Origin of the sequence: Streptomyces albofaciens JCM 4342 (assembly GCF_008634025.1) — a bacterium.
Taxonomy (GTDB): Bacteria; Actinomycetota; Actinomycetes; order Streptomycetales; family Streptomycetaceae; genus Streptomyces; species Streptomyces albofaciens.
Map to the genome: position 1 here is coordinate 2,345,680 of NZ_PDCM01000001.1, position 12,531 is coordinate 2,358,210.

Consider the following 12,531-nt stretch of genomic DNA (forward strand, 5'->3'; position numbering starts at 1 on the left):
TGCCGGATGCCCCTGAAGGTGCCGGATGCCCCTGAAGGTGCCGGCTGCCCCTGAGGGTGCCGGGACGTTTCTGCCGGTACCGGGAACCTGTCGGGCACCGTTCAGACGCCGGCCCTGGCCCGCTGCTCCCCGCGCGGCTTGCGCCGGTGCAGCACCTCCCACACCCCGCACAGCACCAGCAGCACCACGACGGCGGCGATGTGCTCCCGGCCCGCCAGGTTGTTCTTGATGAAGACGACCTCGTAGACCATCGACAGCACCACCAGCGCGCAGGTGAACCACGCGCGGTAGACCCAGCACACGAAGATGCCGAGGCCCACCACGGCCGCCGAGGGGCCGGTGTCGTGGACGAACGCGTCGGTCGGCGGGAGGCCGATGGGGTTGTCGGGGCCGAGCCAGATGCCGATGCGCGCGTACATCGTCCCGGCCAGCGTGGCCGCGTACGCGATCAGCAGCGTCCGGGCCCGGCCCAGGCAGATCTCGCAGACGCCGAAGACGAGCAGGATCTGCGCCAGCGCGCCCCACACCGGCAGGTCCAGGGCGGGCACGAACAGCGACAGCGGCGTGCGCAGCAGCGCCAACCACAGGTGCTCGTCGGCCTGGACGGAGCCGATGTTCTGGACGAACTGGTAGCCCCAGGACTGGTTCTGGACGATCTGGAAGAGGGAGGTGAGCAGGACGGCGGCGACGGTCATCGGGATCGCCGCCAGTTTCCTGGCGCGCAGGCCGGACCACAGGGTCCGGAACAGCAGGCCCCACTCGGCACGCACGGCGCGGCGCAGGACCGGCTCGCTCATCTCTTGGTCTCCAGGTGTTTACGGTTGAGCCACTTCGGCAGGCCGGGTGCTTCGAGGAAGCCCTCGGCGCGGGCGCTCGCGATGCCGATGCGCAGCAGGTCGGTGCTCTTTTCGAAGAGCATGTACCGGGGCTCCCAGATGGGCCGGTATTTCGCGTTCGCGCGATAGAGCGATTCGATCTGCCACCACCGGGAGAAGAAGCTGAGCAGCGAGCGCCACAGGCGCAGCACCGGGCCCGCGCCGAGCCGCGCGCCGCGTTCGAAGACGGACCGGAACATCGCGAAGTTCAGCGAGACCTGAGTGATCTCCACCTCTTTCGCGCGCTGGATCAGCTCCAGGACCATGAACTCCATCAGCCCGTTGTCGGAGTCGCGGTCCCGCCGCATCAGGTCGAGGGACAGGCCCTTCTCACCCCACGGCACGAAGCTGAGCAGCGCCCGCAGCTCGCCGTCCGCGTCGGTGCATTCGAGCATCACGCAGCGCCCGTCGGCGGGGTCGCCCAGCCGGCCCAGCGCCATGGAGAAGCCGCGCTCGGTCTCGCCGTCGCGCCAGTCGTCGGCCAGCTTCAGCAGCCGGTCCATCTCCGGCTCGGGGATGTCCGCGTGGCGGCGGATGCGGACCGTGTAGCCGGCCCGCTTGACGCGGTTGTAGGCCTGCCGGACGGTGCGCATCGCACGCCCCTCCAGCGTGAACTCCTCGGTGTCCACGATCGCCTCGTCGCCCAGCTCCAGCGCGTCCAGGCCGTGCCGGGCGTAGATCGTGCCGCCCTCCTCGCTCGCGCCCATCACGGCCGGTGCCCAGCCGTGCGAGCGGGCCTCGGCGAGCCACCGGTCGATGGCGCCGGGCCACGCCTCCGGGTCGCCGATCGGGTCGGCGGAGGCCAGCGAGACCCCGCCGACGACGCGGTAGGTGACGGCGGCCTTGCCGCTGGGGGACCAGATGACGCTCTTGTCGCGGCGCAGCGCGAAGTAGCCCAGCGAGTCCCGGTCGCCCTGCCGCGCCAGCAGGTCGCGCAGCTTCTCCTCGTCCTCGACGGTGATCGGGTCGGTGCTGCGTACGGAACGGAAGGCCGCCCACAGCACGAGCAGCAGCAGGACCGTGCTCATCACGTTGATGACGACGTTGACCCAGTTGGGCGTGGCGATGCCGGGGAAGCGGGAGTCGTCGGCGACGATGGAGACCAGCCGCATGGTGCCGTAGCGCCAGCGGTCCACGAACGTCGAGTGGTGGCCGTTCCCGGCGGTGTTGGCGACGGTGACGAGGCACGCCGCGAGCAGCGAGGTGACCAGCAGGCCGCCGAGCGCGACGGCCGCGGCCAGCCTGGGGTTGGAGCGGTCGCCCTTGGCGTAGAACTCCTTGCGGCCCACCAGCAGCGAGACGACGAACAGCAGCGTCACCACGAGGGAGAACCAGTTCTGCCCGTGCCGGCGGAACTCCGGCGCCGCCGCCATCGCCAGCGCGAACAGCGCCAGGAGCAGCCCCGACAGGACGAGGTTCAGTATCCAGGCGGCGCGTTTGCGGCGGCGCATCGTGACCGCGAAGAACAGCGAGAAGACGCCGGAGGCGAAGCCCGCGGTCAGCAGGTAGGGAGTGAAGAACTCGTCGACGTTGTGCCGGCGGATGTCGTTGCCGAACGACACCCACACGGCACTGAGGACATTGATGAAGGTGACGGCGCGCAGGTACCAGACGGCGTACGCGGCGCCGCGTCGTGACCACCGACCGCGGGTGCGGTCCTCATCCGGGCTCAAACGGACTTCTCCCATGAAACTCGATCATATGGGGCGCCGTTGACGCCCGGACCCGCTGGAGTCCGGCCGCTCCACAGGCGCGCGGGCCGTTGCCGGCCGGCGCTTCAGTGGCGTACGGGCAGGTCTGCCGCCAGGGCCGCGGCCGCCTGCACCAGTGGCAGGGCGAGCAGCGCCCCTGTCCCCTCACCAGCAGTGACGCCGTGATCGAGCAAAGGGTTGAGCGCGATCCGATCGAGCGCCTTCGCCTGCGCCGGCTCCCCGCTGACCTGCCCGGCCAGCCACCAGTCCGGCGCCCGGAACGCCACCCGCTGCGCCACCAGCGCGCAGGCCGCCGAGACCACCCCGTCCAGGATCACCGGGGTGCGCCGGACCGCGCTCTGCAGCAGGAAACCGGTGATCGCGGCCAGATCGGCGCCGCCGGTGGCGGCCAGCAGCTCCAGCTGGTCGCCGAGGACCGGCCGGGCCCGGCGCAGCGCGTCGCGGATCGCCGCGCACTTGCGCATCCAGGCCAGGTCGTCGATGCCCGCGCCACCGCGCCCGGTGACCACCGACGCGTCGGTGCCGCACAGCGCGGCGATCAGCGTGCTCGCCGCGGTGGTGCCGCCCACGCTCAGATCGCCGAGCGCGACCAGGTCCGTACCGGCGTCCGCCTCCTCGTCGGCGACCGCCATGCCCGCCCGGAACGCCCGCTCCGCCTCCTCGGCCGTCAGCGCGTTCTCGGTGTCGATACGGCCCGAACCGCGCCGCACCCGGTGCCGGGTGACCTCCTCCGGCAGCTCCGCCGGGTCGCAGTCCACGGCCACGTCCACGACGCGCACCGGCACCCCGGCCCGGCGCGCCAGGACCGCCGCCGGACTCGACCCGTCCAGCACGTCCCGTACCAGGTCCTTGGCGCTCCCGGCCGGACGGCCCGACACGTCCAGCGAGGCCACGCCGTGATCACCGGCGAACAGCACCGCACGCGGCCGTTCGACGGGCCGCACCGGCACCTGCTGCTGCGCGGCGGCCAGCCACTCGCCGATCTCGTCCAGCCGGCCCAGGGCTCCCGGCCGCACCGCCAGCCGCGCCCGGCGCTCCTCGGCGTCACGGCGCGCGCCGCCGTCGGGGCGCTCGATCAGGTGGGCGAAGTCATCGAGGTTCAGGGCGCTCATTCGGCGCAGATTACCGGGAACGGTGCCCGGCGGGCCGCTCCGGGTCGGCCGGGGCGCCGCCCGGGCCGGGGCCCGCGGCGGTCCGGCGGGCGCCGAAGCGGATCTCGGTGACCGTACGGGCGGGCGTGTGCAGCAGCGGTACGTGCCGCCGCCACCGCGCGAGGCGCCCGGCGAGCGGCCCGCGGCCGGGCGGCGGCACCTCGCGGACGGCGACCACGTTCGGATGCGCGCTCGTGATCCTCGGGAGGTCGGCGGCGTTCAGGCCCCAGCGCAGCGGCGGCGGGCCCGGGGCCGCCGGGGCAGCCGCGCCCGCGGCCGTACGGGCGTCCGTACGCCGCGGGTCCCGGCCCACGCACCAGCGCGGCACCGTGTCGAAGACCAGCGCGCCGCCGGGGAACCGCTCCGCGCACGCCGCGAACAGCGCGCGGACCTCGGGCGGCCGCAGGAACGCCAGCAGGCCCCGCACGGTCACCACCACCCCGCGCTCCGGCGCCCGGACCGCGTCCAGCCAGCCGGGGCCGGTCACCGGGCAGGCGAGCGTCCGCCGCCGGGGCCCGTCCGGCAGCAGCATCCGGCGGACCGCCGCCGTCTCCGGCGACTCCACGGTCAGCCAGTGCAGCCGCCCGTTGTCCAGCCGCCAGAACGCGGTGCCCAGGCCCTCGCCGAGCGCGACGACCGTGGCGCGCGGGTGCTGCCGTACGTACGCGCGCACCGCGGCGTCGAAGCGGCGCGACGCGCCGGTCACCGGGTCGCGGGCGGGGCCGCGGAAGGGGGCGGCGCCCGGGCCGGCCGGCGTGCCATCCGTATCGGTCACAGGGCCAAGACCACCCGGCGGCGCGGGCGCGGGCAAGAGGACACGGGCGCCGCGCGGGCCGTGTCATCCGCGCAGCGCAAGCGCCTGCCCGGCGACGACCAGCAGGACGTGTTCGCACTCGGCGCCGAACAGCGCGTTCAGCCGCCCCAGTTCGTCGCGGAACCGGCGGCCGGACGCGGTGGCCGGGACCACCCCCGAGCCGACCTCGTTGCTCACCGCCACCACCGGCCGCCGGGCACCGCGCACCGCCGCGACCAGCTCGTCCACCCGCGCGCGCAGCTCCCGCTCGCCGCCCGCCGCCCACTTCCCGTCGTCCCACGCGCCCACCTCGTCCATGGCGTGCGTCAGCCACAGGGCGAGGCAGTCGATGAGCAGCGGCGAGTCGTCCGGCGCGGCCGGTGCGGCGGCGCCACACGGCCGGTCCTCGTGCCGGACGCCGCCTTCCAGGAGCGGCAGCAGATCGCAGGTCTCCGTCGTACGCCAGGACGCCGGGCGGCGCTCCCGGTGGGCCGAGACCCGCGCGGCCCACTCGGCGTCCCCGTCCCGGGTGCCGCCGGTGGCGACGTACAGGACGTCCGGGAAGGCGGCCAGCCGCCGCTCCGCCTCCGCCGACTTGCCGCTGCGCGCGCCGCCCAGCACCAGCGTGCGGCGCGGCAGATCCGGCACCGCGTGATACTCGCCGACCAGCAGCGACGTACCGTCCGGCACGGTACGCGCGCCCGCGGCGGCCAGCCGGCGGTGCAGCTCCGGGCCGGGCGGCACCTCGTGGTCCAGGTGGACGCCCAGCACGTCGGTCGCCGCGTCCACGGCCCCGCTCGCCCGCAGCCGCGCCAGCGCGTCCGGCCGCCCCAGCACGTCCAGCAGCACCATGTCGTACGGGCCGGAGCCGCGCCCGTGCCCCTCGCCCTCGGCCAGCCCGGCCGGCGCGGCCCCGGGCGGCAGGTACAGCAGCCGCTCGCCCTCGGGCCCGCCGACCTCGTAACCGGTGCCCGGCACGTCCACCGCGACGGCCCGCACCCGGTGCCCGTCCAGCAGCGCCAGCTCCCGGCCGTCCGCGACCCGGCCCGGCTGCGGCAGCCCGGCGGGCACCTCCATCGCGGGCCCGTCGTGCGGGTGCGAGAGCAGCACCTGCCGTACGGCGGTCAGCGAGTGCCCGGCGCGGGCGGCGGCGAACGCCGGCCCCGGGGTCAGGTCCAGGAGCAGCGCCCCGTCGATGAGCAGCGCGGTGGCCGCCCGCGCCTCGTCGCCGACGGCGGTGGCGCAGGCGGCACAGGGGCAGCCGGGGCGCGGCAGCCCCCGGGGGGCTCCGGTGCCGAGGAGAGTCAGTTCCACGCGCCGATTTTCTCCCGTCCGCGCCGACCGGGCGCGCGGGGGCCGGTCTCGACACGGCCGTTAGGCTGCGGAACAGCACGTGCGCGGGACGTACACCGCGCGTCGGCGGGGCATACGCCGGGCGTACGGCGCTTGTACCGGGCGCCGGCGCGCCACGGGGTGGTACGGGACCGCGGCGCGCCGGTACGCGACGAGCAGGCACTCGGTGGACCAGGAGGCGGACATGGTGTGGACGTGGCGGTTCGAGAAGGCCGACGGTACGGAGGTGGAGCCCGCGGTGCAGCCGGAGGACTTCACGACCCAGGGGGACGCGGAGTCCTGGATCGGCGAGGTGTGGAAGGACCTTCTCGACGGGGGCGCCGACCAGGTGACGCTCTTCGAGGACGGCGCCGAGATCTACGGGATGAGCCTGCACGCCGAGGCGGCGGGGTGACCTGCTGACCGGCGCTTCCGGCACGGGCCGGTAGCCGAGCCGGGGCGGCCGGGCCATGACGCGCCGGTGCGCCCCGGACCCGGCCGGGCCCGCCACGGTACCGGCCGGGCACCGGCCCGGCCGGTACCCGCCGGCCCCGACCTGCTCAGATCGTCCCGAGGGTGACCCGCACCGGCTTCCGCGCCCCGTCCCGGTCGACCGTCACCTCCACCTTGTCGCCGGGCTTGTGGCCCGCCAGCGCCTCCGTCAGCTCCTGCATCGTGCCGATGTCCGTCCCGTCGAACTTCACGATGACGTCGCCCGCCTCGATGCCCGCCTGATCCGCCGGGCCGCCCTTCTTGACGCTCGCGACGCTCACCCCGGCGCCCTCGAAGTCCGGGCCGACGATGGTGCGGGCCGTGATGCCCAGCGCCGCCCGGCCCGAGTTGGTGACCTTGCCGTCCTTGATGATCTGGTCGGCGATGTTGCGGACGGTGGAGGCCGGGATGGCGAAGCCGATGCCGGGGGCCGCGCCCTCGCCCATCTGCGGGTCGGTGGCGGCCAGCGTGGGGATGCCGATGACCTGGTCGGAGAGGTTGACCAGGGCGCCGCCGCTGTTACCGGGGTTGATGGCGGCGGAGGTCTGCACCATGTTGGCGAGGGTGGCGCCCGTACCGCCGCCGCTGCTGGGCTCGCTGACGGTGCGCCCGGTCGCCGAGACGATGCCCTGGGTGACGCTGCCGGACAGCCCCAGCGGGCTGCCCATGGCGAGCACGATCTGCCCGATCTCCACCTTGGCGGAGTCGCCGAAGGTGGCCGGCTTCAGATCGCCCGGCGCCTTTTCGATCTTGATGACGGCGAGGTCCTGCTCCGGGTAGGAGGCGACCAGCGAGGCGTTCAGCGAGCGGCTGCCCCGGGCCGTGGTGACCTTGAACGTCTTCTCCTGGCCGACCACGTGGGCGTTGGTGACGACGTGCCCGCGCGCGTCGTAGACCACCCCCGAGCCCAGCCCCTCCCCGGTGGTGATCTGGACGACCGACGGCAGCACGTCCTTGACCACCTTCTGGTAGGCATTCTGGAGGTCGGTGCTGACGCTGGGGGCCGCCGCCTTCGCGGGGGAGGTGCCGGGGGCCGACGAGGGGGACCGGTCGGCGGGGTCGGGGGAGCCCGAACCGGAGCAGCCGGCGATCAGTGCGGTCGCGCACAGGGCGGCCGCCGCGGCGACCGCCGCCCTGCGCGGGGAAGTCGGTGAAGGCGTCATGTCTGGAGTGTCCCGTCAGGACGCGTGGTTCGCCCGGTCATCCGGCGCCGTGGCGAGAAACTGCGTCGCCGCCAGCTCCCCGTACAGCGGATCGCTCGCCACCAGCTCCGCGTGTGTACCGACCGCGCGCACCCGTCCCGCCTCCATCACCACGATCCGGTCCGCGAGCGTGACCGTGGACAGCCGGTGCGCCACCACGAGCACCGTGGTCGTACGGGCGGCCTCCGCGACGGTGTCCCGCAGCGCCAGCTCGTTGACCGCGTCCAGCTGCGAGGTCGCCTCGTCCAGGAGCAGCAGCCGCGGCTCGCGCAGCAGCGCCCGCGCGATCGCCACCCGCTGCCGCTCGCCGCCCGACAGCTTGCTGCCGCGGTGGCCCACCGGCGTCTCCAGGCCCTCCGGCAGCCGCTCGACCAGGCCGTCCAGCCGGGTCCGCGTCAGGACGCGGGCCAGCTGGTCATCGGTGGCGCCGGGCGCCGCGAACAGCAGGTTCTCGCGCAGCGTGCCGGCCAGTACGGGCGCGTCCTGCTCGACGTAGCCGATCTGGGCGCGCAGCCGGTCCAGCGGCCAGTCCCGTACGTCCGTGCCGTCGACCAGCACCCGGCCGCCGTCCGCCTCGTAGAACCGCTCCACCAGCCCGAAGACGGTGGACTTGCCGGCGCCGGACGGGCCGACGAACGCCGTCATGCCGCCGCCGGGCACCACGAAGTCCACGCCGTGGTGGACGGGCGGCAGGTCCGGGCGGTAGCGGAAGGTGACCCCTTCGAAGGCGACGCTCGCGGGCTTGGTGGGGGCGCCGGCGCCCGCTTCTTCCGAAGGCTCCGTCTCCAGGGGCTCCGTCTCCAGGCTCTCCGCCTCCGCCATCCGGGCGATCGCGGCCGACCCCACCTGGTAGGCGGACGCCGCCTCCACCAGCCGGGATATCGGGTCGATCAAGTAGAAGAGATACAGCAGGAACGCGACCAGGGTGGCGATGTCGGTGGCCCCCGAGGCCACCCGCGCCCCGCCGACGCCCAGCACCGCCAGGAAGGAGACCTGCACCGCGAGCCCCACCGAGGACATCGCGAGCGACTGCCACTTCGCGGCCCGTATGCCACTGCGCCACGCCTCGCGCGCCGCCGCCTCGATGGCCGCCTCCTCCCGCCGCTCCGCGCCGGACGCCTTGACCGTACGGAACGCGCCGAACGTCCGCTCCAGGGCCGTGGAGATCGCCCCCACGGCCTCCTGCGCCCGCTTCGTCGCCTTGGAGATCCGCGGCATGACCAGCCCCATGGAGCTGCCGATCAGCACGATCACGGCGACCGTCACCCCGAGCAGCACCGGCTCCAGCAGGGCCATGAACACGATCGCGCCGACCAGGGTGGCGAGGCCGGTCCCGGCGGAGACCAGCGACTGGGTGGTGATCGCGCGCAGCAGCGTGGTGTCCGCGGTGACCCGCGACATCAGGTCACCGGGCTTGCTGCGGTCCACCGCGGGCATCCGCAGCCGCAGCAGCCGGGCGACGAGCTGACGCCGGGCGGCGAGCACCACGGACTCCGCGGTGCGTTCCAGGACGTAGGCGCCGACCGATTCCGCCACGGCGCCCGCCACCACCAGCGCGGTCAGCAGCACCAGCAGCATGGTGATCGACTCGTGTACGCCCAGGCGCTCGACCAGCGCCTTGGCGGCCAGCGGCTGGACGAGGCCGGCGGCCGAGCCGGCCAGGGTCAGCAGCCCGCCCAGGGCGATGACGGCGCGGTGCGGCCGGATGTGGCCGTACAGCACCCGCCAGGTCTTCCGGACGGGCAGGGAGGGCTGCGGGTGTTCCGCGTCGGCGGTGGCCGAGGCGGTTCTCGGGGTCTCGGTGCTCACGAAGAACAGGACGCGGGAGCGGGGCGATTACCTGTCTTTTACCCGTAGGGGATTTCACGCGTCAGGGTTGCGGTGCAGGCCCTCGCGGGGGCGGGACGCATCTACAAGAGCGAGGCGTAGTCACGGGGACAGGGGCGTGCGCGCCCGCGCGCCCCTCCTGGTGCGCCCCTGGTGTGCGCCCGCTGCGCCCCCGGTGCGCACCCGCACTCCTACCGCCCCTCGCTCCCCGCTCCGCCCCGTACGCCGCACAGGTGCAGCAGCGCCGCCACCGCGCGGTACGGATCGGTGCGCCCGGCCCGCTCCTCCGCGGCCAGCAGCCGTTCCAGCTCGCCGTCGGCGGGCAGCGGCGCGTCGTCCGCCGCGGTGTCGGTGAAGATCCGTACGCCGTACCAGGTCTCCAGCGGCGCGCCGATCCCGTCGAGCGTGGCGGTCAGCGCCGCCAGGCGGTCGGCGCGGGCCTTCAGGCCGAGGCGGTTGACGTACTCGGACGACTCGAAGGCCGCCAGCGCGCCGTCCCAGTCACCGGACAGCCCCGGCCGCATCGCGAGCGCGTCGGCGTTGCGCACCACCAGGGACAGCAGGCCACCGGGCGCCAGGACGCGGGCCAGCCCGGCCAGCATCGGGTCCGGCTCGGCCACGTACATCAGCACGCCGTGGCACAGCACCACGTCGAAGGCGCCGGGGAGGAAGTGCACGCCGGTCTCCCGGCCGTCGCCCTCGATGAGCTGCACGCGCTCCTGGATGCCGGCCGGTTCCTCCGCGAGGGCCGCGCGGGCGGCCGCCAGCATCGCGGGGTCGGCCTCCAGGCCGGTGACCTTGTGGCCGGCGCGGGCCAGCCGGAGCGCCTGGGTGCCCTGGCCGGTGCCCACGTCGAGCACCCGCAGCCGCTGTCCCACCGGGAAGCGCGCCGAGATCTGCTCCTCCAGCTGGCGGGCCACCAGCTCCTGGCGGACCGTGTTGCGCAGTCCGTCCAGCCCGCCCAGCCACCGTCCGGCGCCGGGCGAGAAGCCCGAAGGGGTCGCGTTCAGGGCCGCTCTCCGCGCTTGACCTGCGGCTTCGGGAGGCGCAGCCGGCGCATCTGGAGGGTGCGCATCAGGGCGTACGGCTTGACGCCCCTCAGGTTCTCGTTCGGGAAGCGCTGCTTGAGGCGCTTGCCCAGCGAGAACCACAGCACGAACGAGTCGATCACGATCAGCACGATGATGAACAGCCACAGCAGCAGCGCGATGTTCTGGATCCCCGGCTGGCGCAGCATCGTCAGCACCAGGATGATCACGGCCATCGGCAGGAAGAACTCCGCCACGCACCAGCGCGAGTCCACGAAGTCGCGCGCGAAGCGGCGCACCGGGCCCTTGTCGCGCACCGGCAGGAACCGCTCGTCGCCGTTGGCCAGCGCCTCGCGCTGCCGGGCCATGTCGGCGCGGCGCGCCTCACGCGCGGCCTTCTGCGCCTCCTTGCGGTTGGCCGGCGTGTGCGCGCGCGTGCGGCGCTGCGCCTGCGCCTGGCTGCGCTTCGGCGTCGGGCGGCCCTTCGGGGCCTGCGGGTCGCGGGGCTGCTTCGGCTCGGACGCGGTCACCTTGGCGGTCGCGGCCTGCTCATCCTTCGAACGGCTTCGGAACACAACGCAAGGGTACGGGTTGGCGGTGCATGGACCACAGCGGCATGGGGAACGATCCGGCAACGGCGTGATCCCGTGACCGGTGCGACGCCAGGGGCATAACGGGGCGAAAAGGACTGATGGCGGAGTCCCCGCGCGTTCCCTACTCCCTGCGCCGGATAACCGCGCCGTCCTGATCGTCCTGCAGGAGGAGCGCATCCGGGCCCGAACAGTGCGGTAATGGAACCGGGGCCCGTACTGTGGGGTCTGTAGATGTGCTGGAGCCGAAGCCCGATGTAACTCGGTCAGAAGGGGGCGCGCGAGGCCCATGAGCGGTGTCATGAAGCGGATGGGGATGATCTTCCGCGCGAAGGCCAACAAGGCCCTGGACCGGGCCGAGGATCCGCGCGAGACCCTTGACTACTCGTACCAGAAGCAGCTGGAGCTGCTCCAGAAGGTCCGTCGCGGCGTCGCCGACGTGGCGACCTCCCGCAAGCGCCTGGAGCTCCAGCTCAACCAGCTCCAGGCCCAGTCCTCCAAGCTGGAGGACCAGGGGCGCAAGGCCCTCTCGCTCGGCCGCGAGGACCTCGCCCGCGAGGCGCTGTCCCGCCGGGCGGCCCTCCAGCAGCAGGTCACCGACCTGGAGACGCAGCACCAGACCCTCCAGGGCGAGGAGGAGAAGCTCACCCTCGCCGCCCAGCGCCTTCAGGCCAAGGTCGACGCCTTCCGTACGAAGAAGGAGACGATCAAGGCCACCTACACCGCCGCCCAGGCCCAGACCCGGATCGGCGAGGCGTTCTCCGGCATCTCCGAGGAGATGGGCGACGTCGGCATGGCCATCGAGCGCGCGGAGGACAAGACCGCGCAGATGCAGGCCCGGGCCGGTGCCATCGACGAACTGCTCGCCTCCGGCGCGCTGGACGACCCGTCCGGCATGGCCAAGGACGACATCGCCGCCGAGCTGGACCGGCTCTCCGGCGGTACGGACGTCGAGCTGGAGCTCCAGCGCATGAAGGCCGAGCTGGCGGGCCCGGGCGCCGACAAGCAGGCCATCGAGGGCGGCCAGGCGGGCCAGGGGCAGCAGGCTCCGCAGGCGCAGCCCGGACAGCCGCGTTTCGACAAGCAGTGACGGCCGGCGGCGGTTAGCCTCGTCGCGACCGCCGCACCCGGAACGGATCGTCGTACCGGATCGCCGCACCGGATCACACACCGGACCAGAAGGAGACCGTCGTGATCGTACGGATCATGGGGGAGGGGCAGGTGAAGCTCGACGACGCGCACTTCGTCGAGCTGAACAAGCTGGACGACGAGCTGCTCGAAGAAATGGAGAGCGGCGACGAGTCCGGCTTCCGGCGCACCCTGGGCGCCCTTCTGGACGCGGTGCGCCGTCTGGGCACCCCACTGCCGGACGACGCCCTGGAGCCGTCCGAACTGATCCTGCCCGCCGAGGACGCGACCCTCGACGAGGTCAGGGAGATGCTCAGCGATGACGGGCTGATTCCGGGCTGAGCCGACGGCCCGGCCGGTCTCCGGCCACCGGATGGCCCGTACGCCCTCCAGCACAGGCA

The 12,531-nt window shown here is 73.8% G+C and carries 12 protein-coding genes; 3 read left to right on the forward strand and 9 right to left on the reverse strand.

All coding sequences use genetic code 11. The annotated features are described in order from the left end of the window. Window positions 1-101: 101 nt before the first annotated feature. The 5 genes from CP973_RS40400 to CP973_RS10625 all read right to left on the reverse strand — a co-directional run bounded on the left by CP973_RS40400 (window position 102) and on the right by CP973_RS10625 (window position 5,845). Window positions 102-797, reverse strand: coding sequence for a hypothetical protein (locus CP973_RS40400; RefSeq protein ID WP_208853166.1), 696 nt, complete (start codon window positions 795-797; stop codon window positions 102-104). Next, the gene (locus CP973_RS10610; protein WP_150239614.1) at window positions 794-2,563 is read right to left on the reverse strand and encodes a phosphatidylglycerol lysyltransferase domain-containing protein; all 1,770 of its coding nucleotides are present in this window, start codon (window positions 2,561-2,563) and stop codon (window positions 794-796) included. Before CP973_RS10610 ends, CP973_RS40400 begins: the two co-directional genes overlap by 4 nt. An 89-nt stretch (window positions 2,564-2,652) precedes the next feature. Then, on the reverse strand, window positions 2,653-3,699 hold the full coding sequence (cobT, locus tag CP973_RS10615; protein ID WP_150239616.1) for a nicotinate-nucleotide--dimethylbenzimidazole phosphoribosyltransferase: 1,047 nt from the start codon (window positions 3,697-3,699) through the stop codon (window positions 2,653-2,655). Window positions 3,700-3,709: 10 nt separating this feature from the next. Then, window positions 3,710-4,513: a class I SAM-dependent methyltransferase gene (locus CP973_RS10620; RefSeq protein ID WP_244409374.1), complete on the reverse strand. Its 804-nt coding sequence runs from the start codon at window positions 4,511-4,513 to the stop codon at window positions 3,710-3,712. Between the two features lie 63 nt (window positions 4,514-4,576). Next, entirely contained in the window at window positions 4,577-5,845 is a 1,269-nt protein-coding gene (locus CP973_RS10625) for a bifunctional adenosylcobinamide kinase/adenosylcobinamide-phosphate guanylyltransferase (protein WP_150239618.1), read from the reverse strand. A 223-nt stretch (window positions 5,846-6,068) separates the two neighbouring features. Here CP973_RS10625 and CP973_RS10630 point away from each other — a divergent pair, with 223 nt between their 5' ends. Next, the gene (locus tag CP973_RS10630) at window positions 6,069-6,278 is read left to right on the forward strand and encodes a hypothetical protein (protein WP_150239620.1); all 210 of its coding nucleotides are present in this window, start codon (window positions 6,069-6,071) and stop codon (window positions 6,276-6,278) included. A 145-nt stretch (window positions 6,279-6,423) separates the two neighbouring features. Here CP973_RS10630 and CP973_RS10635 read toward each other — a convergent pair whose 3' ends face one another. The 4 genes from CP973_RS10635 to CP973_RS10650 form a co-directional block, all read right to left on the reverse strand. Continuing rightward, window positions 6,424-7,518, reverse strand: coding sequence for a S1C family serine protease (locus CP973_RS10635; protein ID WP_150239622.1), 1,095 nt, complete (start codon window positions 7,516-7,518; stop codon window positions 6,424-6,426). Window positions 7,519-7,533: 15 nt separating this feature from the next. Next, window positions 7,534-9,366: an ABC transporter ATP-binding protein gene (locus CP973_RS10640; protein ID WP_425281951.1), complete on the reverse strand. Its 1,833-nt coding sequence runs from the start codon at window positions 9,364-9,366 to the stop codon at window positions 7,534-7,536. Window positions 9,367-9,575: 209 nt separating this feature from the next. Then, window positions 9,576-10,304 carry a class I SAM-dependent methyltransferase gene (locus CP973_RS10645; RefSeq protein ID WP_208853167.1) on the reverse strand — a complete coding sequence of 243 codons (729 nt, stop codon included), beginning with the start codon at window positions 10,302-10,304 and terminating at the stop codon, window positions 9,576-9,578. 86 nt (window positions 10,305-10,390) lie between these two features. Beyond that, complete coding sequence (locus CP973_RS10650) at window positions 10,391-10,987, reverse strand: DUF3043 domain-containing protein (RefSeq protein WP_150239624.1); 597 nt, start codon at window positions 10,985-10,987, stop codon at window positions 10,391-10,393. A 304-nt stretch (window positions 10,988-11,291) separates the two neighbouring features. Between CP973_RS10650 and CP973_RS10655 the strand changes: the two genes are divergently transcribed. Continuing rightward, complete coding sequence (locus tag CP973_RS10655; RefSeq protein WP_078882152.1) at window positions 11,292-12,092, forward strand: PspA/IM30 family protein; 801 nt, start codon at window positions 11,292-11,294, stop codon at window positions 12,090-12,092. A 101-nt stretch (window positions 12,093-12,193) separates the two neighbouring features. Then, window positions 12,194-12,472, forward strand: coding sequence for a PspA-associated protein PspAA (gene pspAA / locus CP973_RS10660; protein WP_150239626.1), 279 nt, complete (start codon window positions 12,194-12,196; stop codon window positions 12,470-12,472). Window positions 12,473-12,531: the final 59 nt, after the last annotated feature.